This window comes from Pseudomonas sp. SJZ074 (genome assembly GCF_007828215.1).
Lineage (GTDB): Bacteria > Pseudomonadota > Gammaproteobacteria > Pseudomonadales > Pseudomonadaceae > Aquipseudomonas.
This window is the reverse complement of sequence record NZ_VIUE01000024.1, coordinates 2830-29057: the sequence shown is the minus strand read 5'-3', so window position 1 is coordinate 29057 and position 26228 is coordinate 2830. Positions and strand designations below refer to the sequence as shown.

Below are 26228 nucleotides of genomic sequence, written 5' to 3'. Positions count from 1 at the left end.
CGTTGGGGCGCGGAGCGGCCCTAAACCAGGCGACTCGTGGGTCGATTAGATCCGGGGGCTGCTTCGCAGCCCAACGGGGATAAATCCCCTCGCCACAATAAATCCTATCGCCACAGAAGTGTTTCTACAGTTTCTCTGTGGAGCATCAGCCGCCCATCGCATCCTTCAGGAACCCCGGCGCGATGTAGCGCTGGTAATGGGCTTCGGATAGCAGGAAGAATTCCCGATCGATGGCATCGCGCAGGTCCGGCAGTTCCCAGTCGCGGAATTCAGGTAGCAGCACCATGCCGTAGGCTTCGAGGTTATTGATCACCCGGGCGCCCCGGGCGATCAACTGATAGGCCCAGCAGTATTCCGACTGATGCGCCACGAAGCGGATCTGGCGCGCGACCAGTTGCTCGCGCAGCAGCACCGGGTCGAACACCTCGAGCTTGGCCACCATGACTTGCACCAGCAGTTGCTCCAGGCGCATCCACACCGCGCGTTTCTCGTCCTCGTTGTAGCCGTTCCAGTGAATCACCTCGTGGTGGAAGCGCTTGCAGCCACGGCATACCAGATCACCGTAGACAGTGGAGCAAAGGCCGACGCAGGGGGTCTTGATGAGCTGGTTGGGCATAACGGAACGCACACGCAAAAGCAGGACAGGCCGGCATGTTAGCCCTTTGTCTAAGATTGATCACCCCTCAAACTTCCCGGCCCAACTTACCTTTAATTTTTTTTTCCCGTAGAATCAGCCAGCCTTTTAAGGCGCCAATGTCCGTTAGAAGCTGTTTTCAAAGCGTCACGAGCACAGTCGTTCCTTCAGAACGGTGTTGGCGAAGGGTCTTTCCAGCGGGGAAAGCCCGACGCCAACCCTCATCAGCTCCCCGTTCTGCAGGCGTAAAACTTTGAAAGCAGCTTCTGTGAGGAACCCCGGAAACCCTGGCGTGGTGGCCCAAAAAGCCCCCGACGTGCATGGGTACCGCGGTTTCTGGATGAGCGTCCCGGACACCCATTTGGGACCACTGATGAGGGTAATACTGTGCTTGAAGCCTACCGCAAACATATCGAAGAGCGTGCAGCACTGGGTATCGTTCCCCAGCCGCTCAACGCCGAACAAACCGCAGGCCTGGTCGAGCTGCTGAAGAATCCCCCGGCTGGCGAAGAAGCTTTCCTCGTTGACCTGATCACCAATCGCGTTCCACCGGGAGTCGACGAAGCCGCCTACGTCAAGGCTGGTTTCCTCTCCGCCCTGGCCAAGGGCGAAGTCCAATCCCCTCTGCTGGACAAGAAGCGTGCCGTTGAACTGCTCGGCACCATGCAGGGCGGCTACAACATCGTGACCCTGGTGGAACTGCTGGACAACGCCGAGCTGGCGCCAGTGGCCGCCGAAGAACTCAAGCACACCCTGTTGATGTTCGATGCGTTCCACGACGTGGCTGAAAAAGCCAGGAACGGCAACGTCCACGCCAAGGCCGTGCTGCAATCCTGGGCCGATGGCGAGTGGTTCAAGAAGCGTCCGGTACTGGCCGACAAGATCAGCCTGCGGGTTTTCAAGGTTCCTGGCGAAACCAACACCGACGACCTGTCCCCTGCCCCGGACGCCTGGTCGCGCCCCGATATCCCGCTGCACGCCCTGGCCATGCTGAAAATGGCCCGTGACGGTATCGTTCCGGATGAGCAAGGCAAGACCGGCCCGATGAAGCAGATCGAAGAGATGCGCGGCCAGGGTTTCCCGATCGCCTACGTCGGTGACGTGGTCGGTACCGGCTCCTCGCGTAAATCCGCCACCAACTCGGTGCTGTGGTTCTTCGGTGACGACATTCCGTACGTGCCGAACAAGCGTGCCGGTGGTTTCTGCTTCGGCAGCAAGATCGCCCCGATCTTCTACAACACCATGGAAGACGCCGGCGCCCTGCCGATCGAATTCGACGTTTCGAACATGAACATGGGCGACGTGATCGACCTGTACCCGCATGCCGGCAAGGTCTGCAAGCACGGTACCGACGAAGTCATCACCACCTTCGAAATGAAGACCCCAGTCCTGTTGGACGAAGTCCGCGCCGGCGGCCGTATTCCGCTGATCATCGGCCGCGGCCTGACCGAGAAGGCCCGTGCCGAGCTGGGCCTGCCGCCGTTCGACCTGTTCAAGAAGCCTGAAGCCCCTGCCGCCAGCACCAAGGGTTTCACCCTGGCGCAGAAAATGGTCGGCAAGGCGTGCGGCGTAGCCGGTGTGCGTCCTGGCACCTACTGCGAACCGAAGATGACCACCGTGGGTTCCCAGGACACCACCGGTCCGATGACCCGTGACGAGCTGAAAGACCTGGCCTGCCTGGGCTTCTCCGCTGACCTGGTGATGCAGTCGTTCTGCCACACCGCGGCATATCCAAAGCCGATCGACGTGACCACCCACCACACCCTGCCTGACTTCATCATGACCCGTGGCGGCGTTTCCCTGCGTCCGGGCGACGGCATCATCCACTCGTGGCTGAACCGCATGCTGCTGCCAGACACCGTCGGTACCGGTGGCGACTCCCACACCCGTTTCCCGATGGGCATCTCGTTCCCGGCCGGTTCCGGCCTGGTAGCGTTCGCCGCTGCCACCGGCGTCATGCCGCTGGACATGCCGGAATCGATCCTGGTGCGTTTCAAAGGCAAGATGAAGCCTGGCATCACCCTGCGTGACCTGGTTCATGCCATTCCTTACTTCGCCATCCAGAACGGCCTGCTGACTGTCGAGAAGAAAGGCAAGAAAAATGCCTTCTCCGGCCGCATCCTGGAAATCGAAGGCCTGGAAGGCCTGACGCTGGAACAGGCTTTCGAGCTGTCCGACGCGTCGGCCGAACGTTCGGCTGCCGGTTGCACCATCAAGCTGTCGAAAGAGTCGATCACCGAGTACCTGCAGTCCAACATCACCCTGCTGCGCTGGATGATCGGCGAAGGCTACGGCGATGCCCGTACCCTGGAGCGTCGTGCCCAAGCGATGGAAGCCTGGATCGCCAACCCTGAGCTGATGGAAGCCGATGCCGACGCCGAATACGCCGAAGTCATCGAAATCGATCTGGACAACATCAACGAGCCAGTGCTCTGCGCGCCGAACGACCCGGACGACGCCCGTCTGCTGTCCAGCGTGGCTGGCGAGAAGATCGACGAAGTGTTCATCGGTTCGTGCATGACCAACATCGGTCACTTCCGCGCTGCCGGCAAGCTGCTGGATCAGGTCAAGGGTCAGCTGCCAACCCGTCTGTGGCTGTCGCCGCCGACCAAGATGGACGCTCACCAACTGACCGAAGAAGGCTACTACGGCATCTACGGCAAGGCCGGCGCACGCATGGAAATGCCAGGCTGCTCGCTGTGCATGGGTAACCAGGCACGCGTCGAGCCGAACAGCACCGTGGTGTCGACGTCGACCCGTAACTTCCCGAACCGTCTGGGCGACGGCGCGAATGTCTACCTGGCCTCGGCCGAATTGGCATCCGTTGCGTCGATCCTGGGTCGCCTGCCGACCGTCGAGGAGTACATGGAATACGCCGGCAAGATCGACAGCATGGCAGCGGACGTGTACCGCTACCTGAGCTTCGACCAGATCGCCGAGTTCCGTGAAGCGGCTGCAAACGCCAACATCCCGGTCGTTCAAGCCTAAGGCTTCGACGCTCGACTGAAAACGCCGCCCTTCTCGCGAAGGGCGGCGTTTTTTTATGCCTGGGCTTTTGATGCAAGCCGGGCCGCCGCTATCGCGAGCAGGCTCGCTCCCACGGGGGATTTGGAGTGGCTGCAATTTCCATGAACACCCCAAAACTCAGTGTGGGAGCGGGCTTGCCCGCGAAGACGGCGGCATATCCAACATCGCTGCCAGCTGAACCACCGCTTTCGCGAGCAAGCCCGCTCCCACAAGGTGATGGTCAAGCCATCAGCGAGTAGACCAGCGCAGTAATCGCCACCAGCCCCACCAACACCACGAACACATTCGATGCCTGGCCACGATAGCGGGCCATGGCCGGGACTTTGCGGATGGCGTACATCGGCATCAGGAACAGGATGGCCGCGATCACCGGGCCGCCCAGGGTTTCGATCATGCCGAGGATGCTCGGGTTGAGCGTGGCGACGATCCAGCACACCAGCAGCATGAACACTCCCGTCATGCGGTCCAGGGTCTTGGTTGCCGGGCGCCGGCCGCTCTTGACGATCAGCCCCTTGAGGCCTTCACTGGCGCCGATGTAATGGCCCAGGAACGACTTGGAAATCGCCACGAAGGCAATCAATGGCGCCGCAAACGCGATGGTCGGGTTGCTGAAATGGTTGGCCAGGTAAGACAGGATCGACAGGTTCTGCGCCTTCGCTTCGGCCAGTTGCGCCGGCGACAGGGTCAGCACGCAGCTGAACACGAAGAACAGCACCATCACCACCATCAATATATGGGCGCGGGACAGGATCTGCGCGCTGCGCGCCTCGGCGCCGTCCCCGTAGCGACGTTTCTGGTCCACCGCGAACGCCGAGATGATCGGCGAGTGGTTGAACGAAAACACCATCACCGGAATCGCCAGCCAAAGAGTGTGCAGCAGCGCCGAAGGGGCCGGCAGCGTGGCCGCGGTGCTCAGGATGCCACCGCTCCAATGCGGGATCAGGAATACCGCCAGGAACAGCAAAGCAACGATGAACGGGTAGACCATCAGGCTCATCGCCTTGACGATGGCCTGCTCGCCACACCGCACCACCGCCAGCAGGCCCAGGATCAATACCAGGGACAACACTGCGCGGGAAGGCGGCTGGATATGCAGTTGATGCTCCAGGAAGCTGCCCACCGTGTTGGTCAGCGCCACGCTGTAGATCAGCAGGATCGGGAAAATCGCAAAGAAATACAGCAAGGTAATCAGCGCGCCGGCCTTGATGCCGAAATGCTCCTCCACCACTTCGGTGATGTCCGCGCCATCACGACCGGACAGCACGAAACGGGTCAGGCCCCGGTGGGCATAGAACGTCATGGGGAACGCCAGCAACGCCAGGATCAGCAGCGGCCAAAAGCCACCCAGGCCCGCATTGATGGGTAAGAACAAAGTGCCTGCACCGATGGCGGTGCCAAACAGACCCAGCATCCAGGTGGTGTCCTGGCGACTCCATTGGCTGAGGGTGGCTGGGGCTGTCGATTCAAAGCGCTCTTCGACGCTATTGGCCTGATCATTCATCCGGTCGGATCTCCGCTTTCCGGTCACATGCACCCGGCCGGGACGAGTCGGAAAACCCCGACAGGCAGCGCCCTGGCCGAAACAGGGGCGCGATTGTCCGGGATTAGCGAGCAGAAGCAAAGGCTTAGCTGAGGAGCGGTGGTGAATGGCAAAAAATGCCAGTGCATGAGGTATCGCCGCTTTGCCCCAGCTCCTACACTCAGGAGGAGAATCCACACAGGAGCCCAGCATGACCGCAACCGTCCTGGTACTGGTTGAAACCGTCAACGACTACCTGCCGATCCTCGAACGCCAGGGTTATCACCTGGAGCTGGCACCCACGCCAGCCGAGCGCAAAGCGGCGATTTTCGAGCATGGCGAGCGATTCAATGCGGTGCTGACACGCGGTCCCTTGGGTCTGACCGCTGAGGAAATGGCCGCCCTGCCCAACCTGCAGATCATCTGCGTGATCGGTGCCGGCTATGAACAGGTGGACCTTCAGGCTGCCCGTAGTCGCGGTATCGTGGTCACCAACGGTGCCGGGGTCAACGCGTCGTCGGTGGCCGACCATGCCATGGCGCTGCTGCTGGCGCTGGTGCGCGACATCCCCCGGGCCGATGCCTGCATGCGCCGGGGGGAATGGACCAAGGTCATGCGCCCATCCCTGGCCGGCAAACGCTTGGGCGTGCTGGGCCTGGGCGCGGTGGGCATGGCGATTGCCAGGCGCGCGGCCTTGGGTTTCGACATGAGCGTCAGCTACCACAGCCGACGGGTGCGCAAGGATGTGCCCTACACTTTCTGCGCCACGCCCACCGAGCTGGCCCGGGTGTCGGACTTCCTGATCGTCGCCACGCCCGGTGGCCTCGACACCCGGCGCTTGATTAACAAGCAGGCCCTCGATGCCCTGGGTCCCAAGGGCTTCCTGGTGAACATCGCCCGGGCCAGCGTGGTCGCCACCGACGAGTTGATCAGCGCTCTGGAACATCGACGCATCGCCGGAGCGGCCCTGGACGTATTCGATCACGAACCCGAAGTGCCCGAAGCGCTCAAGCACCTGCCCAATGTGGTCCTGACGCCCCACGTCGCCGGCCTGTCGCCGGAGGCGACCCGAGGCACGGTGGAATTGGTGGGCCAGAACCTGAACGCGTTCTTTTCCGGCAAACCGGTGCTGACACCGGTACCGATGCCAGAGCCGGATTGATCACTGGCCCTGTCCACTGATCATTGGACCGGTGCAATCATTGAACCTGTGGCGAGGGGATTTATCCCCTCGCCACAACAACCCGTTCGCCTGACAGATTAAACCTACAGAACCCCCAACAGCGTCCACAACCGCCGGGACTCGGCGTCGGCGCTGATCAGTTCCCCCAGCAACTCGCTCAACGGCTTATTGCCCCATTCCACACCCCGTCGGATCAGGTAAGGCACCGGGCTGTGGGGTTCGGTGCGCGACAGGTAGCCGGCGATGACCAGCAACTGCCGGTAGGCTTCTTCGCGACTGGCCGGTTCCTGGAAGACCTGGGCCGGCGCTGCAGCCGCCTGGGGCTGGGCAGACGACGGTGCGGCCTCGGGTGAGGCAGGCACCGGCACGACGCTGGGTTGCTGTGGATGCATCGCGATGAACTCCTCTACCAGCGCCAGCAAGGCCTGGATCACGTCCTGCAGGGATTTGTAACCCGGGGCCAGGCTGCCCAGGTAGGCGTCGCTCCAGGCTTCGAGCCGTTGCAGATGCTGCTGGCTCAACATGAGGCTGCCCTGGCGATGCAGCCAGAACGACAAAGGCGTGCCACGAATCAGCTCACTGAGCTTCTTCTGATCGCTGCGTGCCGCTTCCGCCGAGGCCTTGGCATTCTTGCTGTCGTTGGCCTGGACTTGCTGACGCTGCAAGCGTTGCCAGTCGTCCAGGCAGAAACCGTCGAAGGCCGAGTCGCGGCCATTGAACAATGGCACCCGCGTCAACAGTACCTCGCTGTAGCGCCGGGCCAGCCATTCCAGCGGGATCACCCGCCATGACTGGTCACCCTCTTGGGCCTGGGGATGCAGCTGATCGGGGTAGCGCTCGCACAAGCCCGCCACCAGCGCCAGGCTGCCCGGCAAGCCCTCCAGCCCGGCCAGGTGCAGCCAGGCCTCCCCCAGCCAGGCGCTGATCATCAGGTCCTTGCTGCGTTCGAGCAGCAGCGCGGTGGCGAGTTTTTCCAGCTCCGGCCACTGCGCACGCTTGACCTGGGACTGCCACACGCCGGTGGGCAGGCTGGTGTCGTCCTCCCGGCGTAGTTCCCGCAGTTGATCGTATTCCGGCTCATAGCGCAGGTCCTGGCCACAAGGCGATTCGGCGCTGACCGGTTCGAGCAGCTGGCTGATCAGCTCGGGCAAGGGAGAGATAGGTACGCTCACAGACCCTCCTCACGGGTGGCGACGGCGGGGCTCGACGAGGTCGCCATGAAAGGTGAACGGGGTGCCCGGGTTGGCAGCGGCGGTATCGACAGCGGCAACTTCGAGCCCTGGCTCATCAGTGACAGGCGCAGGAACATCAACGTCTGCTGCGTCGTGCGGGCCTGGAGCTGAGCCTGGGCCGGGCTCTGGGCTGGAATCTGGCCCGTTACCGGCAGTTGCAGGGTCAGCGGGAAATCGGTGTAGTCGACGTTCGGCTGGCGTTGCACCGACACCAGCGAACGCATCAGGCGCAGCAACGACCACGGCCCCTGGTATTCCCAACCGGCCTCCAGGTCGCGCACCACCAGGTTCGGCTGCAATGGGTCGTTGACCGGTCGCTGGTAACCGTTGCGGGCCCAGCGCAGGGTCAGCCGCACGGGCTGGCCGACCATCCAGCGCAGGTTCTGCTGGGCGTCGCCGGGGTAGTTGATCTGTTGGTTGCCGGCGTTCAGTCCCCAGGCGATCACCTGGTCGGCGCCGCGCTCTTCGTTGCGGTCGGTGCGCCAGCGCACATCCATTTCCACGCCGAGAATGCCGCTCTTGTCCCGCACGAACAGCGGCCCCAACCAGGTGCCGGCCTGCTTCAATCGGTTGAGAAAGTCCTCGGCGGCCAGACGCTCCGGAGTCTGGCTCAGCGCCAGCCCGGCCTGGGCCAGGGGCAGACGCGTATCGATCAGTTCCAGCAAGCGTTGCACCCGCGCCGGGTCGGCGTCACTGGCCCGCAGGTCCTGGGAAAACGGAAAGCGCCCGGCCAGGTATTGATTGAAATAGTTGGCCACGTCGTTCCAGGCCGTCGCCGCCTGATTCTGTTGCAGGTACAGGCAGCGTTGCAGCGCACTCTGCTGCAAGCTGACGGCGCGCTGGGCCAGGTCGCCACGACCGCCGGACAGGTTGGAGGTCTGCAGAATCTGCGCACAGGAGGCGGTGTCCATCTGGTTGAAGTCCCGGCTCACCAACTGCTCCAGTTGCGCCGCCGAACTGGCCGGATTCTGGCTCTTGTACTTGAGCAACTCGTCGTTGATGGCCATGAAGCGCGACACCCGATCATACTCCAGGGCCGAGAGATCGTCCTGCTGGACGATCAACCATTCCAGGGCCGGCGTGCGTTGCTCGGCGATCTGTACCATAGCGTCGAACTGCTGATTCAGGCTCAGTTTCAGACCTTGCGGGTCGCTGGCCCCGTAGAGCTGCAAACCGAAATTCTTCGAGCCGTCCCAGCGCTGGACATCGGCCCGTTGGCTGAACAGGGGCTGGGCATCGATTTCATCCAGCCCACTCTTGATCTGCGCCAGGGCACGGCGGTTGAGCAGACGCTGGAAGCGTGTCGCCAGGTCGCCACGGTGCACATCCATGAACGCCTTTTGCAGCGCGACGGCCTGGCTGGTCTGGACATTGAAGCCCATACCCGGCAACTGCTCCTCGCTTTCATCCAGGCTCAGCCACATCGCCCGGGCCGCGGCACCTTCGGCCGCCTGGATCAGGGCGTCGCGGTAGTCCGGCGGGATGCGCGGCAGTTCCTCGCTGGTATAGCTCTTGTAGCTGGCGAAATAGTTCAGGGCGACGCTGAAGTCGTCGCTGCCGCCCTGTCCCATGGCGTCGGAATTGTTGCCGGACGGATCCTTCTGCAACGCCAATGCTACGAAATCACGCTTGAACAAGGCCTTCACCGCCTCATCCAGGGCCGTGACATGCTCCTGCAACACCAGCAAGCCACTGCCCTGCTGGACCAACAGGTTATCGCGGGAACCGCTCTGGACGATCCACTGGTCGCGAAAGCTCTGTTGCAGCTTCGCCGCCTGGCTCTCCAGGTCCTGGGCAAGCTCCGGCCCGAGCAAGGTACTGTGGCTAACCTTGTCCATCATCTGGGTGTAACCGGGCACCAGGTCCTGACCCTTGCCTCGCCCCCAGGCTGCGTTGGTCAGGTTGACCAGGGTCTGCAAATCGTCAACCAACGCCATCAGGTCTTCGAGCTCGCTCAGCGAGTTGCCACTGCCCGCCTCCAAGCGTTGCAGATGCAACTTGAGATAACCGGCCTGGCGCACGAAATTGTCGGCCAGGAAGTAATGATCGAGCCAACGCTGCATCAGGCCGGTGAAGTTATCGCCGATCACCGTGCGCGCCGCATTCAGGTCCAGCCCTTGCAGGTCCTGCTCTTGTGCGCCCATGTTTTTTGCATCGAACAGCACCCGGTTGTAGAACCGCGCCCGACTCAGCGTGCCGGCATTGAGGCTCAGCGACAGGGCGTTATTGCTCAATTGCACCAGCTCATCCAGCGGTGCCTTGGGGTTGCTCACCGCCTGGCTGAACATCTGGTTCTGCTGCTCGAGGCGCACCGCACGTTCCACCAGGTCCTTGGCCTTTACATAGCTCTGCCATTGCGCCGGGTCTTCGCTTTCCACATTGCCCCGCCGCTCGGTGTTGCGGATGGCCTTGAGCTGCTCCAGGTCCGACACCAGCAGGTCACGCAGGGGCAAGACCCAGTGATGCCGGGCGGTCAGGCGCAAGCCCTGTTCCAACTGCGTGTCCACGTAGGAGAACCACGAGGTCGGGAACACCACCGCAACGAAGCGCCAGCGTGGGGCTTTTTCCAGCATGTTCCAGTAGGCCTGCACGTTGTAGCGGGTCGGCTCCAGCTGCGGTTGATCAGGGTCGACCACCACGTAGTTCTTATGGGTGCGCAGGATCAACTGCGACAGCTCCCCGGCCTCTTCCACCGAATCGTGCCAGACCCAGAGCATGCCCCCCAGCCAGACCAACCCGACCACCAGCGCGACCCCACCGGCCAGCCGATGCCAGCGCTGACGCAGACGCAACAGGCGCGGTACGGGCTGGGCGAGGCCGCGTTCAGCGACGAAGCGCCGCGCCCACAGCTGCCGGGCGAACACCGTCTGGCGCAAGCCCTTGTCGCTGGGGGCAAAACCATCCCCAGTGACGGTCGAGGCCTGGCTCGCGGTGAAGTAAATACCGCGAAAGCGTGGCGCCTCGCCCTGGGCATTGCCCTGAAACACCGGCTCCAAGAGGACCTGCAAGGCCCGCCGCAACCCCTCGAAGCGCTCCGGCAACCCATACAGATCGCCGCTCAGTTGCCCGGATAGCGCGCCGATTTCGACGATCGACTGCGACAGCGCGGCGTTGACCTGGTCCAGCGCCTGATCGCTCCAGTGCGACTGCCAGGCTGCGTCCGGCGAGTACGGCGACGACCAGCCCAGGGTCGATTCCCGGGCGTCGGCGGGCAACGCGCTGACCAATTCCTGGAAACCGGGCAACTCTTCCATTCCGGTAATCACCACGTACACCGGCAGGCTGAGGCCGAATCGCTGCAGCAAGTCGATGAAGCAGCGGCGGACCTTGAGGCTCAGTTCAGTGGTGTGCTCGATGTCGTCGAGCCGGCCGAATGGCACGGTCCAGATCACTGCATCCATCGGCCGCCGGCTGCGCAACCGCAGGATCAGCCCCAGCAGGCGCCACCAGTTGCCCCGCTGCCGGTTCATGCCTTCATCGGGCAGGAACAGTGCCTGGGGCACCACCAGCACCGCGCCCTCGGCATCCGACCACCAACGCCCGAACCATGCAGCCTTGTCCGTCGGCTGCAAATGCCACTGAGAGCACAGCCGGGCACCGTCGGTTTCGTTGCCGAGCATCAACAGCCAGGGGATCTGGTAGCGGTCCCGGGTGCCCTGCTCCTGTTCCATGTGACGGACCGCCCCATAGAAACTGCGGATCGCCGCGCCACCCTGAGTCCGCAACCACCAGATCAATGCCGCGACCAGCAGCACCGCGACAATGGCCAGCACCACCAGGGCGACGATGCTCAGCGGGCTCATGAGTCTTGCTCCTGGACCACCGACTCGTTCAATTGCAGCACCGGCTCCAGCTCCGAGCGGATGTCACGCCAGAACATGTGCCCCAGCCCGGTCAGTAGCAACACCATCGCCAGGATCGCCAGCCCCAGGCGCAACCCGTCCGGCAACGAAGTCTGCGCCGGCAGGCGTACCGGCGGTGCCGCCGCAGACATCGCCAGGCGCTGGCTGACGTCGACATAGTCCGGTTCATGCTGCCAGGCAAAGGTGAACAGCGCCGCGCGCCATTTTTCATGCTGGATCTGGCCGGGCTCGCCGCGCAGGCGCCCCTGGAACCCGAGGATCAGGCATTGCAGGTAGACATTCGCCAAGTCCCGGGTGCCGGGCATCTGCTCATCCAGCAACTTCTTGATGGCCGCGGGCAGCCGTTCGCCGGCCTGGCGGCTGGAGTACATGCGTGACTCAAGGGGATGCTGCTGCCAGGCCAGCTGCCCCGGCCAAGGGGTGAACAGCAAGGTTTCGTCCACCAGGGCGACGAAGGCATAGACCAGCGACTTGACCTGCTCGGTCGCCGAGTCGCCGACAGTAGCAAAGGCCACCCGCCACAAGCGCTGGGCGCTACGACCGGAAAACTCCACCACCCGGCTGACCAACGCCGCGGAGTCGTTGTCCTTGGGCAAGTCCTGCCATTGCTGGAACCATTTCAACCAGGCCTGACGGAACGCGCTGCTCAGCGGCGCCTCATGCAGACCCCGGACCGCCCCGCCACTTCCGTCAGGCATACGACTCCCCTCTTGCGATCAGGCACTTTCAACGACTTGCGGGACAAACAACACCACTTGCCACGGGCTGCTGGCCTGGGTCGACGCCGGCGCCACGATGTGCAAGGGCAGTTGCCCGTCGAACCATTGGCCGCTGGCGGCCACCACGAACAACCGGGTGTCGTCACCCACGCTATAGGCCACCTGCTCGTTGCGGCTCATGGCCTGATGGGGTAACCCGCTCATGCGTTGTCGGCTCAACAGCGGGACATGTGGCGCAGAGGCGATGATCGCACCACGCAACCAATCGGCAGCCGCCTGCTCGCTGGCACCGTTGGGCATGCGCAGGCCGATCACCAGACGTTGGCTCGGCTGGTCGTCGGGCAGTTGGATGGAGAAAACCTGCTCATTGCGCTCGAAAGCCAGGCTGCGATAACCGGCGCGAACCAGTTCCAGGGTGGCGTCGAGCCAGTCGAGCAACGGTTCATACCCGCGTTGCAATTCGAGGAAATCCAGCGGCGCAAATGCCGGCACACCGGCCAGCGGATCAAGGGCCGACCAGGCGCCAGCCAGCCCCAGCAACAAACCGTACAACGCCTGGGGAGTGGCCACCCGGGTGTTCAGGCTGCCTTCGACTTCTGGCAGGCGCGCCCACAAGGCGGTCATCTGCCGACGGATCTCCAGCGCATCGTCCTGATTGCCGGCCGCCTGGGCCTGGCGCAACCGACCGGCGAGGAACAGGCACTTTTCCCGGGCCCGGGCACACAGCCCGGCCACCCGCCGACCGAGCGCCGATTCGGGCAACAGCACCGGCGTGGGGGGCGTATAGGGCAGCCGTAGGAAGCCACCGCCTTCCTTGCGAATGCGCAGCAGCGGCAGGCAGATCGAATCGGCCTTGCTCAGTTGCGTGCACAGCCGCGGGTTCGGACGCCAGACAGTGATCGATTCAGGAAACTCGCCACTGGTGAGGTCCGGCAGCGCATCGCCGACCACCGATTGCAGGCGCCCCTTGAGCGGGAGCAATTGCCCGGCGCGCCAGAGCGGGCTGATCGCCAGGTACACGGTGACGGTGGCATCGTCGGTCTTGTTGACCGCCTCGGTGATGTCCAGCTCCAGGGTCGGCCCGACACCGGCCTGGAGATTGACCGGCAAGCCGTCCGGCAAGGTGCCTTGCAGTTGCAGCAACCGCACTTGTCCGGCACTGAGGGCCGAAGGGTCGACCTCCAGTTGGCCGACACCCCAGAACCAGGGATTGCAGGCGGCCGCGACATGGGCGGCCAGGGCCTCGGCGCGCAGCCCCTGCAGTTGAAAATGCTGGGGCAACAGTTGCATGCCCTCATGCCAGCACACCGCGTCAGGTAACAGACTCATACGACTCCCTTCGACATCCCAGTGTCGCCGCGCAAGGCGGCCCGCGGTCACTCAAGGCTGACTGGCATTGCGTTGGCCATCGTCGACGAGATTCATCTCTCGACTGTCGAACTTCAGCCAGGCCTTGCGTCGATCGTCCAGCCGGAGCCGGTGGGCTCCGGGAGTGTTATAGCTGGCGAAGACCAAAAGTCCAGCGGCGCGCCGGCCCTCCAGTGGGAAGGGTTGGCGGTCGATGAACTGCCCCGGGACCAGCTCCAGCCCCCACACCGACATGAGTTGACGATAGTCGCGCTGGAACTGTTCGCGCTCGGCGAACCACTGGCGGGCAGTGATCACCGACAGTTGCTTGAGCAGGTCGGGATCGTTCACCGCGATGAAATCCACGGCGATGGGCGTGTCGTCGTTGGCTCCGGACGCGACGTCGAGGGTCAGGCTGTCCAGGTCGACGCTGGGCGCAAAGAACGAGCAACCGCTGAGCGCCAGGCTGAAAAAAAATCCATAAAAAAACACACGCAAAATGAATCTTCCTTTTCGTCGCGGTCAAAAATCGTTTTTGCTTGCATTTTTATAGACCTGTTCTAGCGTCTTGGATAGTTCGACCTGCACGGTCGAATGGACCAGGTTCGTCAAGGGAATGACAGGTTTTCTGCCCTCCATTTGCAACCTGCGGATCAGCAAGGGAATGCGATGAGCGGGCCTCCCGATGCATTGCTCCCCCACATGCATCGGAGTCGGCCGCCATGGCAGAAAGTACCCAGCACAAGCTCGACAGAGTCCGTCCTCCCCGCGTCCAGATCACCTATGACGTGGAAATCGGCAATGCCATCGAAAAGAAAGAATTGCCACTGGTCGTCGGCATTCTGGCCGACCTCTCGGGCAAACCACTGGACCCGCTGCCCAAGCTCAACGAGCGGCGCTTCACGGAAATCGACCGCGACAATTTCAACGAGGTGCTCGCCTCGATCTCCCCCCGCGCCACGCTCCAGGTGAACAACACCCTCAGCGGTGACGACAGCAAGCTCAACATCGAACTCAACTTCCGCCATATCGATGACTTCGACCCGGTCAAGGTCGTGGAGCAGGTTACGCCGTTGCGCCGCCTGTTCGAAGCCCGTCAACGCCTGCGCGACCTGCTGACCAAGCTCGACGGCAACGATGACCTGGACAAGTTGCTGCGCGACGTGATCGCCAACACCGAAGGCCTGCAAGAGATCAAGTCGGCCCGGCCCCAGGACATACCGCAGGAGCTGCCGACCGTGGCCGCCAACGATGATCCGGCCCCGGCCGAACCACAGGCCTGATCGTGCTCATCATTCAAGGGAGATAAAGCCATGCCTGCTTCATCCAGCGCTCAAACCAGCGAGAGCACGACCCAGACCCTGTCCCTGCTGGACAAGATCATCGCCGAAGGCCGTATGGCCCATGACGACAGCCAGCAGGATTACGCCCGCGACATGCTGGCCGAATTCGCCACCCAGGTCCTCGACGAAGGCATGGCCATCGACAAGGACACCGTGGCGATGATCAACGATCGGATCAGCCAGATCGACCAGTTGATCAGCGCCCAGCTCAACGAAGTGCTGCACCACCCCGACCTGCAGAAACTCGAAGCGTCCTGGCGCGGCCTGCACCTGCTGGTGCAAAACACCGAAACCAGCACGCGGCTCAAATTGCGCCTGCTCAACGTCACCCAGAAAGAACTGCAGAACGATCTGGAGAAAGCCGTCGAATTCGACCAGAGCGCGCTGTTCAAGAAAATCTACGAAGAAGAATACGGCACCTTCGGCGGACACCCGTTCAGCCTGCTGGTGGGCGACTACACCTTCGGCCGGCACCCGCAGGACATCGGTCTGCTGGAGAAACTCTCGAACGTCGCCGCCGCGGCCCACGCCCCATTCATTGCCGCCGCCAGCCCGCGCCTGTTCGATATGACCAGCTTCACCGAACTGGCGGTACCCCGGGACCTGTCGAAGATTTTCGAGAGCCAGGAGCTGATCAAGTGGCGCTCGTTCCGTGAAAGCGAAGACTCGCGCTACGTATCCCTGGTGCTGCCACACTTCCTCCTGCGCCTGCCCTACGGCCCGGACACCCGGCCGGTGGAAGGCATCAACTACGTCGAGGACGTCAACGGCACCGACCACAGCAAGTACCTGTGGGGCAACGCAGCCTGGGCGCTGGCGCAACGCATCACCGAGGCCTTCGCCAAATATGGCTGGTGCGCCGCGATCCGCGGTGCCGAGGGTGGCGGCGCGGTGGAAGGCCTGCCAGCCCATACCTTCCGCACCAGCTCCGGGGACCTGTCGCTCAAGTGCCCGACCGAGGTAGCGATCACCGACCGCCGCGAGAAAGAACTCAACGACCTGGGCTTCATCGCTCTGTGCCACAAGAAGAACAGCGACATCGCGGTGTTCTTCGGCGGCCAGACCACCAACCGGGCCAAGGTCTACAACACCAACGAGGCCAACGCCAACGCGCGGATCTCGGCGATGTTGCCCTACGTGCTCGCGGCCTCGCGTTTCGCCCACTACCTGAAGGTGATCATGCGCGACAAGGTCGGCAGCTTCATGACCCGCGACAACGTGCAGACCTACCTCAACAACTGGATCGCCGACTACGTGCTGATTAACGACAACGCGCCCCAGGAGATCAAGGCGCAGTACCCGTTGCGCGAGGCGCGGGTGGACGTGACGGAAGTGGCCGGCAAGCCCGGGGCTTACAACGCCACGGTATTCCTGCGGCCGCACTTCCAGCTTGAGGAACTGACCGCCTCGATCCGTCTGGTGGCGACGTTGCCGCCACCGGTTGCTGCCTGACCCAAAAATCCTGTGGCGAGGACGCTTGTTGTGGCGAGGGGATTTATCCCCGCTGGGCTGCGCAGCAGCCCCCTTGAGCAGTCAACTCATCCATCGGATACACCGAGTTGACTGTCTTCAGGACCGCTTCGCGCCCCAGCGGGGATAAATCCCCTCGCCACAGGTTCGGCGTAACAGTATTGGGCACCCCTTTGTCTTCTTCTGGAGTTCCACACCATGGATGCAATCATTCTCGACCTCGGCGGCGACATCAAGGGCGATAGCCTGCTGGAGGGTTTCACGGACAAGATCGAGGTCATGTCCTACAGCCACAACGTGGCGATGCAAGTCACCAATGACGTCAGCAACTCGGAGCGCACCTCCGGCCGACCGCACATCGGTGAGTTCACCCTGACCAAATTCATCGACAGCTCCACACCGTCCCTCAACGAATATTGCTGCGCCGGCAAACCGATCCCCCAGGCCGTCATCACCATCGGCCGCAACGCCGCCGAAGGCAGCGGCCAGATCATGCCCTTCATCGTCTACACCCTGACCAACGTCGTGCTGTCCAACGTCAGTGTCAGCGGTGGTACGGGCGGCAAGCCGGTGGAAACCCTGTCGCTGAATTTCACCAAGATCAAATGGGAACTCACCGCTCAGAAAGACGACGGCACCAAGGAAGGCACGGCGGGCACGACCTGGGACCTGGCGGCCAACAAGATGACCAAGTAAGAGCGCCGCCATGGCTGGCTTCGGCCTTCGCCCACCGCTGTTCGAACGCCTGGCCAGCCAGGCGGATGACCACGGTCGGGTATTTGACCGGCAGGCGCTGCAGGACTCGGTCCACGCCGAACTGCAGCGCCTGTTCAACACCCGACGCGGTCCCCGGGCACTGACCGACCCGCCGAGCATCCTGGATTACGGCATTGCCGATTGGACCGCGTTGCAACAACAGCGCAGCGATGACCGGCGCCTGCTGACCCGGGAAATACACCAGGCTATCAGCCATTTCGAACCTCGCCTGCAACTGGGCGAGGTCCAGGTCGTCCCGGTACCGGGCCACCCGCAACAACTGGGCATACGGCTGTCGGGGGTGCTGCGTGGCGATCCGCACGCATGGCCCGTGGCATTTGTCATCGAGCACGCCGGCGACGGTCTTGAGGTGCGACATGAGCGACTCGATTGACCCGCAACTGCTGGATTACTACCAGCGCGAACTGACTTGGTTGCGTCATGCCGCAAGCCTGTTCGCCGAACGCTATCCGAAAGTCGCCCGGCGCCTGGAACTGTCTCCCGGCGAATGCCCGGACCCGCACGTCGAACGGCTGCTGGAAGGTTTCGCGCTGCTGGCCGCCCGGCTGCAACGCCGGCTGGACGATGACTACGCCGAATTCAGCGATGCCTTGCTCGAACAGCTGTATCCCCTGGCCATGCGTCCGTTGCCTTCCTGCGCCATCGTGCAGTTCGAGCCCGACCCGAGCAAAGGCAACCTCGACGACGGTTATCCCTTGCCCCGGGACACGCCCCTGTTCGTCACCACCGACAAGGGCCAGAGCATTCACTTTCGCACCACCGCCGCCGTGCACCTGTGGCCGCTGGAAGTCAGCGAAGCCGTACTGCTGGGCAGTGACGAAGCCCAGGCGCTGACCGGCGTGGTCCAGGCGCGTTCGGCTTTGCGCCTGAACCTGCACTGCCTGGGCGAGCGCCAATGGTCGACCCTGGAAATCGATTACCTGCGGGTGCACCTGGCGGCCTCGCCGATGATCAACGCCTGGCTGTACGATTTGCTCGGCGCCCACACGGTCAAGGTCCTGGCCGGCGCGCCGGGCAGCGTGCCGGAACCGTTGGCCGGCCTGCCGCGGATTGTCGGTTTCGCCAGCGACGAAGCCCTGCTGCCGGATGAGGACGGTGTGCATCCGGGCATGCGCCTGCTGGCGGAATATTTTGCCTTCCCCGACAAGTTCGCTTTCTTCGACCTGCCCCTGGCTGGAGCGACCAGCGACAGCTCATCCCTGTACCTGTATATCGTCTTCGATCGCGCCCCCGCCAATCGCTTGCCGCTCCAGGCCAGCGATATCGCCCTGGGCTGCACGCCGGTGATCAACCTGTTTCCCAGGACCAGTGAACCGCTGCGCCCGGACGGCACTCGCAGCGAATACCGGCTGGTGGCCGACAGTCATCGGGAAAACAGTGTCGAGATCCACAGCATCCGCACTGTGCGCGCCACGTCCAGCCAGGGCGTGCGCAAGGTGCCGGCCTACTACGGCAGCCAGCACGGCAACGACCAGACCTGCTACTGGCATGCGCGACGGGTCAGCGGCATGAGCCCGAACCGGCTGGGCACCGACTTGATGGTCAGCCTGGTGGACACCCAGCTCGACCCACTCGCCGATACCCGCGACTACAGCCTCACCGCCGAATTGTTGTGCACCAGCCGACACCTGGCCCAGAGCCTGCCGGCGGGCACGCCGCTGGGCTTCGAGCGGCCGGGCCCGGTGGCCTGGGCCCGCCTGCGCAATCCGCCGAGCCCACAGAGCCTGCCACGCCTGGACGGTGAATCGCGCTGGCGGCTGGTGTCGCAATTGACCCTCAACCATTTGTCCCTGGTGGAAGGCCCCCAGGCATTGGATGCGCTGCGCGAGATCCTGACACTGCACAACCTGCGGGACGAGGCCAGCGCCCATCGCCAGATCGAAGGGGTCATGGGCCTGGGTTGCGACCGGGTCATCGCCCATGTCGGCGAAGACGCCTGGCGCGGCTGGCGCAATGGCCTGGAAGTGCGCCTGCAACTGGACCCACAGCATTTCGTCGGTAGCAGCGCCGTCTTGTTCTCCGGTGTACTGGCGCAGTTCTTTTCACTGTATGCCACCGCCAATCGCTTCGTGCGCACGGTGCTGGTCCAGTCCGACAGGGAGGTGAAGACATGGCAACCCCAAGCCGGCAAACCCCTGACGCTCTGAACCTGAGCCAACGCCTGCGACACGACCCGCAGCGTTTCGAATGGCTCCAGGCATTGTTGCTGCTGGAGCGTGAGCATCCCCAGGCCGAGCCCCTGGGCAGCGGCACCGCGCCCCATGCCGAAGCGTTGCGCCTGCGGGGACCATTGACGCCGCTGTTCGCCGCCAGCGAAGTCGAGAACCTGAGCGAGGAACCCGGCTCGTCGCCCGTGCTGACCACGCCGATCTTTGGCCTTGGCGGCCCCGACGGCCCGTTGCCCTATGCCTATCAGGAATGGCTGCAGCAACGGGCGCGGGCGCGGGATCATGCGCCGGCGGAGTTTCTCGACCTGTTCCAGCACCGCCTGCTCAGCCTGCTCTACAAAGTGATGCGCAAGCACCGCATCGCCTTGGGCTTCACCCCTCCGGGCGCCTCCGCCGTGCAGGCCCAACTGCGAGCCCTGACCGGCCTGCTGCCCAAGGCCTTGCAGGAACGCCAGGCCGCCCCCGACTCCGCCGCGTTGGCGTGCAGCGCGCTGTACGCCGACGGCCGCCGTTCCCTGGCCGGGTTCGCGGCCATTGTCCGCGAGCAGTTCGGTCTGCCGGTGGAGCTGAGCGCGTATGAAGGTGGTTGGCGTGAAATCCCGCCGGCCAGCCGCAGCCGCTTGCAAGCGGGCGGCCGCAACTTGTGCCTGGGTCGTAGCGCGGTGGCCGGTACGCGGGTCTGGGACGAGCATGCCGGCGTGCGCCTGACCCTCGGGCCATTGAGCGCAACCCAGGCCGGAGGATTGCTGCCCAACGGCGAGACCCATCCGCTGCTTGCCAGCCTGTATGCCTTGTATTTCGGCCCCGACCTGGATTGCACCCTGGTGCTGCTGATTCGTGGCGCCGGTCCACTGCAACTGGGCCATCAGGCTCCGCCGCGACTGAACTGGAACGGCGGCCTGCAACGGCAGTCGAGCCTGGCCCTGCAACGCATCGAAACCCGCCTTCGTCAGCCGGAGATCGCCTGAAATGGAACTGGCCAGCCTGATCGGACGCCTCAACCCGGACAACCGTCGCGCCCTGGAGCGGGCCGCGCAGCGCTGCATGCAGCGCAGTCATCACTACGTGGAAATCGAGCACCTGTTGCTGGAATTGCTGGACATCGAAGGCGGCGACTTCGCCTGCCTGTTGCCGCGCTTCGGGCTGGAACGGGACGCGGTGGCGACAGAAACCAACAAGGCCCTGGATCTGTTCAAGTCCGGCAGCACCCGCACGCCCGCCCTGTCCGCGCAAACCATTGGCCTGTTGGAAGACGCCGTGGTCCAGGCCAGCGTGCTCGGCCTGGACAGCATCCGCTCGGGGCTGTTGCTACTGGCGCTGCTGGACCGCGATGAGCGCCGCAGTCTGTTGCTCAACAGCGCCTCGTCGCTGCTGCGCATTCCCCGAGACACCCTGCGCGCCCACCTGTTGGAATGGACCGAAAGCTCCCGGGAGCATGTCGGCGTTACTCGTCCGGCCAAGCCCGGGGAGGCAGTGCAAAAACAGGATCCGGTGCTCGACCAGTACACCCAGGACCTCACCGACGATGCCCGCAACGGCCGCATCGACCCCATCGTCGGCCGCGACGGCGAGATCCGCCAATGCATCGATATCCTGCTCCGGCGTCGGCAGAACAACCCGATTCTGGTGGGTGCGCCGGGGGTCGGCAAGACCGCCGTGGTGGAAGGCCTGGCCCTGCGCATCGCCGCCAGGGATGTGCCGCCGTCGCTGCAGGAAGTCACGCTGCGGGTGCTCGATCTGGGCCTGTTGCAGGCAGGCGCAGGAGTCAAGGGCGAATTCGAGCAGCGCCTCAAAGGCGTGATCGACGCGGTACGCAGCGCCGAGAAGCCGATCATTCTGTTCATCGACGAAGCCCACACTCTGATCGGTGCCGGCGGCACGGAGGGCGGCAGCGACGCAGCCAACCTGCTCAAACCGGCCCTGGCCCGGGGCGAGCTACGCACCCTGGCTGCCACCACCTGGCTGGAATACAAGAAATACTTCGAGAAAGACCCGGCCCTGGCCCGGCGCTTCCAACTGGTGCAGGTCGAGGAGCCGGATGAACTCACGGCCGTGGAGATGCTCCGTGGCGTGGCCAGCAAGCTGGAACAGCACCATGGGGTACAAGTGCTGGATGCGGCGATCCACGAAGCAGTGAAGCTCTCTCATCGCTACATTTCCGGCCGGCAGCTGCCAGACAAGGCCATCAGCGTGCTCGACACCGCCTGCGCCCGGGTCGCGCTTGGCCAGCACGATGTGCCGCCGCCACTGGAAAGCCTGCGGCACCGGCAGAACAGCCTCCAGGACGAAGTCGAACGCCTGCGCCGGGAGCAGGCCACCGGGCTGGACCATCGTGAGCGCATTATCCTGCTGGAAGGTGAATCCACCGACAACGTGCAGGCCATCCGCGAACTGGAAACCCGCTGGGGTGAAGAACGCGAAGCCGTGCGCGAACTGCTCGACACCCGGCGCGAACTGCTGGCCCTGAGCGAACGCGCCGACGCTGAAAAAGCCGATACCGAAATCGATAACCGTATCGACCATCTGGCCGCCGAACTGCTGCGCCTGGAAGCCGGCCTCGATGCCATTCGCCAGGACGACCCACTGGTGCCCGAACAGGTGGACAGCAAGACCGTGGCCGCCGTGATCGCCGGCTGGACCGGCATCCCCGTGGGCAAGATGCTCGCCGATGAAGCCCATGCCGTGCGCACCCTCGGCCAGCGCATGGGCCTGCGGGTCATGGGCCAGGGCACCGCGCTCAACACCATCGCCCAACGCCTGCAGGCCTACCGCGCCGGCCTCACCGATCCGCAGAAACCGGTGGGCGTGTTCCTGCTGGTCGGCCCTACCGGGGTAGGCAAGACCGAAACCGCCTATGCCCTGGCCGATGCCTTGTACGGCGGCGAGCGCAACCTGATCAGCATCAACCTCTCGGAGTACCAGGAAGCCCACACGGTCAGCCAACTCAAAGGCGCCCCACCCGGCTATGTCGGCTACGGCAGCGGCGGCGTACTCACCGAAGCAGTGCGGCGCAAACCCTATTCGGTGGTGCTGCTGGATGAAATCGAAAAGGCCCACCCGGACGTGCTCGAAGCGTTCTACAACGTCTTCGACAAAGGCCTGATGGAGGACGGCACCGGCCTGGTGGTGGACTTCAAGAACACCGTGATGCTCGCTACCAGCAACGTCGGCGCCGAATTGCTGCTGGATACACCGGCCGCGCAAGTGGGCAGCGATGCCTTCAACGAAGCCCTGCACAAAGTGCTGCTGCAAGCGTTTCGCCCGGCGTTCCTGGCGCGCATGACGGTGGTGGCGTATCGGCCGCTGGATGAGGCGACGCTGGAAGGGATCGTGCTGGCAAAGCTGGAGAAATTGCGCGGGCGCTACAAAGCGGCGACGGGCAAGCCGTTCGAATTCGATGCCGGGATCGTCAAAGCGGTGCTTGCCAAGTGCAGCGCGGCGGGGGCGCGGGATGTCGAGAATGTGTTGATGACCCAGGTGACGGGGAAGTTGGCGGAGTGGGTGTTGGAATGACACCTGCTGCGCTGATGCCCACTTTGTTATTCAGGCTGCAAGCAAAGGAGGCAGCATGGCAGGCGATCTGATACTCGCGAGTGTGAACGACATCACCCTTACAACGTTAACCGATGCAGGGGGCAGGATGGGTGGGGAGATCTTTCATGCCGACAAATTCAGCCAGCAAAACTGGGATCTTTTACGAGCCAGGGTGGTGGAGGCAGGTACCGGAAGTGTCACGAACAATAGAACCGGGCTTCCCCCGCATTTCTATATCAGCTTCAAGCAATCCGACTATAAAGGCAGCGGCAACGCAAAATTCAAGAAACTCATACGTTTTGCCACTCGCCCCCTCACGGTCGTCAGCAGCCATCCCGGACTGACGGATTGGAATAGCAATGTTGCCGATGAGGTGTCTGCGGAGAACTGCTTTCGTGAGGCGTTGCAGAAAGCCAGTGTGACATTGGAAGTCTATAGATATGACACCAACGATTTGATCGGCAGAGCCACGGGTAACGTTAACGACAATCTCACCTACATGAAACTGATCAACGAATGAACCTTCGCTCTGCCGAGGATGCAGGATGCCCCGTTCCACCGACAGCAACACCACCCTCTCCCTCAGCGCCGCCACGGTGGCGGCGCTGTACCCCGAATCGCTGTCCGGTGAAGAAAGCCTCAATACCCTGGGCTCGCATATCCTCAATGGTGTCGTCGACGGCGCCCCGCTGACGCTCGCCAGCGCAATCGCCAGCCATGTCACCACCACCCTGCACAAGGACGCCCTGCTGCGCCCGCTGGATTGGCTGGTCGCCGAAATCCGCCAACTGCCCGCCGATGCCACCGCCGAGCGCTATCAGCTGCTGCTCAGGCCCTGGCTCTGGTGGCTGAGCCTGGCCAGCAACAACCGGGTGTTCCAGAACCTCGCCACGTCAGACATCGTCACCACGATCTTCAAGGCCCACGGGTTTACCGATTTCCAGCTCAAGCTCAGCGGCAGCTACACGCCGAGGGAGTACTGCGTGCAGTACGGCGAAACCGATCTGGCCTTCGTTTCCAGGCTATTGGAAGAAGACGGGATTTTCTGGTTCTTCAGCCATGAAGCCGGCAAGCACACCCTGGTGTTGGCCGACAGCAACGACGCCTTCGCACCGATTCCCAACGGGCCGACGGTGAACTATCTCGGGCAAGGAATGGGCGAGCGGGAACTGCATGGCATTCGCTCGGGGCACGTGTCCCTGCAAGCGGTGGCCGGGGTCTATCAGGCAACCGACTACGAATTCACCACACCGACGACCTCGCTCTACAGCCAGGCCGAGGCCGTGGCCGGACCCAGTTCGATATACGAGCATCCGGGCGGCTACAACGCCAAGTCCCAGGGCGATGCACTGACCAAGCAGCGGGTGGACGGCTTGCGCAGCCAGGCGCAGCGGTTTGTCGGCGAAAGCGATTGCCGCTGGCTGGTGCCGGGGTATTGGTTCACCCTCGCCGGCCACGAAGACCCGTCGTTGAATATCGACTGGGTAGTCACCTCGGTCAGTCATGAAGCCAGCCACGACAGCTATCGCAATCGCTTCGAAGCGATCCCCAAGGCCACGCCATACCGACCGGCCCGCCTTTCGCCGAAACCGCGCATGCACACCCAGACCGCGTTGGTGGTGGGCAAGGCCGGTGAAGAAATCTGGACCGACGAGTACGGGCGGATCAAGCTGCAGTTCCCCTGGGACCGCACCGGCAAGAACGACGAAACCTCGTCCTGCTGGGTGCGGGTGGTCCTGCCTTGGAGCGGCAAGGGTTTTGGCATGCAGTTCGTGCCGCGGATCGGCCAGGAAGTCATCGTCACCTTCATCGACGGCGACCCCGATCGCCCGCTGGTGACCGGCTGCGTCTACAACGGCGACAACGCCCTGCCCTACGCGCTGCCGGCGAACCAGACCCAATCCGGGATCAAGACCAACTCGTCCAAGGGCGGCGGTGGTTTCAACGAGCTGCGCTTCGAGGACAAAAAGGATGCCGAGGAGGTGTTTCTCCAGGCCCAGAAAGACTTCAACATCAACGTGCTCAACGACACCACCGCCACCGTCGGCCACGACGAAACCCTCACGGTGCAGAACGCCCGCACCCGCACGGTCAAGGACGGCGACGAGACCATCACCCTGGAGAAAGGCAAGCGCAGCGTGACGATCCAGACCGGCAGCGACAGCCTCGATGTCAAAGACACTCGCACCGTGACCGTGGGCTCGGACCAGACCCACAACACTGGCGGTAACTACACGCACAAGGTCACCGGTAACTACGAACTGACCGTGGACGGCAACCTGACCATCAAGGTCAGCGGCACCCTGACCCTGCAAAGCGGCGGCAGTTTCGCGATCAAGAGCGGCGCAGACCTGGCGGCCCAGGCCAGCACCTCCATCAGCCAGAAGGCCGGCACCGCCTTGAGCAACCAGGCCGGGACGTCACTGGAAAACAAGGCCGGCACCACCCTGACCAACGACGCCGGCATCAGCCTGGTGAACAAGGCCGCCGCCGAACAGACGGTGGACGGCGGCGGCATGCTGACCATCAAGGGCGGCCTGGTGAAGGTCAACTGACAGGAGCGCAACGATGGCCTCGAAGAAGCTCGATGTGGAACGTGGCGACAGCCAACTCAGCGGTCAGTTGATCGACGGCCGGCTCGACGGCCCGTTGTACATCGAAGAAGCCCGACGCCCGCAAGCGAAACTCAACTACAGCCAAGGTGAACTGCAAGGCACCAGCACCCTGTATCACCCCAATGGCAAGGTTTCGGCAGTGCTGCCGTTCGTGAAAGGCAAGCTGCAGGGCGTGGCGAGCTTCTACGCGGCCGAAGGTGGGTTGCAACGCCAGGCCACCTATCGCGACGGATTGCTGCACGGCGAAGCCAACAATTACTTCCCCAATGGGCAACTGGCCGAGGCCGAGTTCTATCGCGACGGCGTGCGCGACGGCCGCTATCGCCGCCTGCACCCCAACGGTAACCCGGCGGTCGAGGCCCGTTACCTCAACGGCCAACTGCTGGAACCGGCCCACGCCTACGCCGAGGATGGACGACCGCTGGATGCGGATGGCAAGCCGATCTCCCGACTGCGCTGGTGGTTCCGGCGCTGGAACGACCCGGCGCAGGCTTGAGCACACCGGGGAGCTGTCCAGCATAGATTTTCTGCCCACCATAGATCCCCTGTGGGAGCGGGCTTACTCGCGAAAGCGCTGTATCAGACGACGAATAGGCTAACTGACCCACCGCCTTCGCGGGCAAGCCCGCTCCCACAAAAGGTTCGGCGACGAACACTCTGCCATGAACACTTCGGAACAAACTGTGGGAGCGGGCTTGCTCGCGAAAGCGGTGTAGCAGACGACGAATAGGCTAACTGACCCACCGCCTTCGCGGGCAAGCCCGCTCCCACAAAAGGTTCGGCGACGAACACTCAGC

The 26228-nt window shown here is 63.4% G+C and carries 19 protein-coding genes; 12 read left to right on the top strand and 7 right to left on the bottom strand.

All coding sequences use genetic code 11. The annotated features are described in order from the left end of the window. Window positions 1–145: 145 nt before the first annotated feature. Window positions 146–616, bottom strand: a complete 471-nt coding sequence (locus FBX99_RS21655) for a DUF1289 domain-containing protein (protein ID WP_055128585.1) — start codon at window positions 614–616, stop codon at window positions 146–148. Between the two features lie 405 nt (window positions 617–1021). On the opposite strand from FBX99_RS21655, the gene acnB reads away from it, so the two are divergent. Then, window positions 1022–3622 (top strand): bifunctional aconitate hydratase 2/2-methylisocitrate dehydratase, encoded by a 2601-nt coding sequence (acnB, locus tag FBX99_RS21650; protein WP_144925048.1) that lies wholly within the window; start codon window positions 1022–1024, stop codon window positions 3620–3622. 259 nt (window positions 3623–3881) lie between these two features. Here the strand turns inward: acnB and FBX99_RS21645 are convergent, their stop codons facing one another. Further along, a complete protein-coding gene (locus FBX99_RS21645; protein ID WP_145132843.1) occupies window positions 3882–5162 on the bottom strand; it encodes a serine/threonine transporter in 1281 nt (426 codons plus the stop codon). Between the two features lie 229 nt (window positions 5163–5391). On the opposite strand from FBX99_RS21645, the gene FBX99_RS21640 reads away from it, so the two are divergent. After that, window positions 5392–6342, top strand: coding sequence for a 2-hydroxyacid dehydrogenase (locus FBX99_RS21640; RefSeq protein ID WP_144925055.1), 951 nt, complete (start codon window positions 5392–5394; stop codon window positions 6340–6342). Between the two features lie 104 nt (window positions 6343–6446). On the opposite strand, the gene tssA is transcribed toward FBX99_RS21640, so the two are convergent. The 5 genes from tssA to FBX99_RS21615 are packed head-to-tail and all read right to left on the bottom strand — an operon-like array spanning window position 6447 to window position 14022. Continuing rightward, the gene (gene tssA / locus FBX99_RS21635) at window positions 6447–7535 is read right to left on the bottom strand and encodes a type VI secretion system protein TssA (protein ID WP_144925058.1); all 1089 of its coding nucleotides are present in this window, start codon (window positions 7533–7535) and stop codon (window positions 6447–6449) included. Then, entirely contained in the window at window positions 7532–11398 is a 3867-nt protein-coding gene (locus tag FBX99_RS21630; RefSeq protein ID WP_145132841.1) for a type VI secretion protein IcmF/TssM N-terminal domain-containing protein, read from the bottom strand. The genes tssA and FBX99_RS21630 overlap by 4 nt, the downstream gene beginning before the upstream one ends. Then, the gene (locus FBX99_RS21625) at window positions 11395–12156 is read right to left on the bottom strand and encodes a DotU family type IV/VI secretion system protein (RefSeq protein ID WP_144925067.1); all 762 of its coding nucleotides are present in this window, start codon (window positions 12154–12156) and stop codon (window positions 11395–11397) included. The genes FBX99_RS21630 and FBX99_RS21625 overlap by 4 nt, the downstream gene beginning before the upstream one ends. 18 nt (window positions 12157–12174) lie before the next feature. Further along, the gene (gene tssK / locus FBX99_RS21620; protein ID WP_144925070.1) at window positions 12175–13506 is read right to left on the bottom strand and encodes a type VI secretion system baseplate subunit TssK; all 1332 of its coding nucleotides are present in this window, start codon (window positions 13504–13506) and stop codon (window positions 12175–12177) included. A gap of 51 nt (window positions 13507–13557) precedes the next feature. Continuing rightward, window positions 13558–14022 carry a type VI secretion protein gene (locus FBX99_RS21615; RefSeq protein WP_144925075.1) on the bottom strand — a complete coding sequence of 155 codons (465 nt, stop codon included), beginning with the start codon at window positions 14020–14022 and terminating at the stop codon, window positions 13558–13560. Between the two features lie 224 nt (window positions 14023–14246). Here FBX99_RS21615 and tssB point away from each other — a divergent pair, with 224 nt between their 5' ends. The 10 genes from tssB (at window position 14247) to FBX99_RS21560 (ending at window position 25927) form a co-directional block, all read left to right on the top strand. Further along, window positions 14247–14807: a type VI secretion system contractile sheath small subunit gene (gene tssB, locus FBX99_RS21605; RefSeq protein WP_144925081.1), complete on the top strand. Its 561-nt coding sequence runs from the start codon at window positions 14247–14249 to the stop codon at window positions 14805–14807. A gap of 30 nt (window positions 14808–14837) precedes the next feature. Further along, on the top strand, window positions 14838–16319 hold the full coding sequence (gene tssC, locus FBX99_RS21600; RefSeq protein ID WP_047700928.1) for a type VI secretion system contractile sheath large subunit: 1482 nt from the start codon (window positions 14838–14840) through the stop codon (window positions 16317–16319). A gap of 216 nt (window positions 16320–16535) precedes the next feature. Further along, window positions 16536–17033, top strand: coding sequence for an Hcp family type VI secretion system effector (locus tag FBX99_RS21595; protein WP_014337905.1), 498 nt, complete (start codon window positions 16536–16538; stop codon window positions 17031–17033). Window positions 17034–17043: 10 nt separating this feature from the next. Beyond that, window positions 17044–17487 (top strand): type VI secretion system baseplate subunit TssE, encoded by a 444-nt coding sequence (gene tssE / locus FBX99_RS21590; protein ID WP_144925085.1) that lies wholly within the window; start codon window positions 17044–17046, stop codon window positions 17485–17487. After that, window positions 17471–19261, top strand: a complete 1791-nt coding sequence (gene tssF / locus FBX99_RS21585; protein ID WP_144925088.1) for a type VI secretion system baseplate subunit TssF — start codon at window positions 17471–17473, stop codon at window positions 19259–19261. The genes tssE and tssF overlap by 17 nt, the downstream gene beginning before the upstream one ends. Beyond that, window positions 19225–20250, top strand: a complete 1026-nt coding sequence (gene tssG, locus FBX99_RS21580) for a type VI secretion system baseplate subunit TssG (protein ID WP_144925091.1) — start codon at window positions 19225–19227, stop codon at window positions 20248–20250. Before tssF ends, tssG begins: the two co-directional genes overlap by 37 nt. Before the next feature lies 1 nt (window position 20251). Continuing rightward, window positions 20252–22795 carry a type VI secretion system ATPase TssH gene (gene tssH / locus FBX99_RS21575; protein WP_145132839.1) on the top strand — a complete coding sequence of 848 codons (2544 nt, stop codon included), beginning with the start codon at window positions 20252–20254 and terminating at the stop codon, window positions 22793–22795. A 55-nt stretch (window positions 22796–22850) separates the two neighbouring features. After that, window positions 22851–23336 carry a hypothetical protein gene (locus FBX99_RS21570; protein ID WP_144925098.1) on the top strand — a complete coding sequence of 162 codons (486 nt, stop codon included), beginning with the start codon at window positions 22851–22853 and terminating at the stop codon, window positions 23334–23336. Window positions 23337–23361: 25 nt separating this feature from the next. After that, window positions 23362–25371, top strand: coding sequence for a type VI secretion system tip protein VgrG (gene tssI / locus FBX99_RS21565; RefSeq protein ID WP_144925102.1), 2010 nt, complete (start codon window positions 23362–23364; stop codon window positions 25369–25371). Between the two features lie 13 nt (window positions 25372–25384). After that, window positions 25385–25927 (top strand): toxin-antitoxin system YwqK family antitoxin, encoded by a 543-nt coding sequence (locus tag FBX99_RS21560; RefSeq protein WP_145132837.1) that lies wholly within the window; start codon window positions 25385–25387, stop codon window positions 25925–25927. The last annotated feature ends 301 nt before the right edge of the window (window positions 25928–26228 follow it).

Excerpts from the sequence above, each read along its gene's own strand:
- tssI (WP_144925102.1), top strand. The coding sequence starts at position 23,362 with ATGCCCCGTTCCACCGACAGCAACACCACCCTCTCCCTCAGCGCCGCC.
- tssE (WP_144925085.1), top strand. The coding sequence starts at position 17,044 with ATGGCTGGCTTCGGCCTTCGCCCACCGCTGTTCGAACGCCTGGCCAGC.
- FBX99_RS21570 (WP_144925098.1), top strand. The coding sequence starts at position 22,851 with ATGGCAGGCGATCTGATACTCGCGAGTGTGAACGACATCACCCTTACA.
- FBX99_RS21630 (WP_145132841.1), bottom strand. The coding sequence starts at position 11,398 with ATGAGCCCGCTGAGCATCGTCGCCCTGGTGGTGCTGGCCATTGTCGCG.
- FBX99_RS21595 (WP_014337905.1), top strand. The coding sequence starts at position 16,536 with ATGGATGCAATCATTCTCGACCTCGGCGGCGACATCAAGGGCGATAGC.
- FBX99_RS21640 (WP_144925055.1), top strand. The coding sequence starts at position 5,392 with ATGACCGCAACCGTCCTGGTACTGGTTGAAACCGTCAACGACTACCTG.
- tssH (WP_145132839.1), top strand. The coding sequence starts at position 20,252 with ATGGAACTGGCCAGCCTGATCGGACGCCTCAACCCGGACAACCGTCGC.
- tssG (WP_144925091.1), top strand. The coding sequence starts at position 19,225 with ATGGCAACCCCAAGCCGGCAAACCCCTGACGCTCTGAACCTGAGCCAA.
- tssF (WP_144925088.1), top strand. The coding sequence starts at position 17,471 with ATGAGCGACTCGATTGACCCGCAACTGCTGGATTACTACCAGCGCGAA.
- FBX99_RS21655 (WP_055128585.1), bottom strand. The coding sequence starts at position 616 with ATGCCCAACCAGCTCATCAAGACCCCCTGCGTCGGCCTTTGCTCCACT.
- tssC (WP_047700928.1), top strand. The coding sequence starts at position 14,838 with ATGCCTGCTTCATCCAGCGCTCAAACCAGCGAGAGCACGACCCAGACC.
- FBX99_RS21560 (WP_145132837.1), top strand. The coding sequence starts at position 25,385 with ATGGCCTCGAAGAAGCTCGATGTGGAACGTGGCGACAGCCAACTCAGC.
- FBX99_RS21625 (WP_144925067.1), bottom strand. The coding sequence starts at position 12,156 with ATGCCTGACGGAAGTGGCGGGGCGGTCCGGGGTCTGCATGAGGCGCCG.
- tssB (WP_144925081.1), top strand. The coding sequence starts at position 14,247 with ATGGCAGAAAGTACCCAGCACAAGCTCGACAGAGTCCGTCCTCCCCGC.
- FBX99_RS21645 (WP_145132843.1), bottom strand. The coding sequence starts at position 5,162 with ATGAATGATCAGGCCAATAGCGTCGAAGAGCGCTTTGAATCGACAGCC.
- tssK (WP_144925070.1), bottom strand. The coding sequence starts at position 13,506 with ATGAGTCTGTTACCTGACGCGGTGTGCTGGCATGAGGGCATGCAACTG.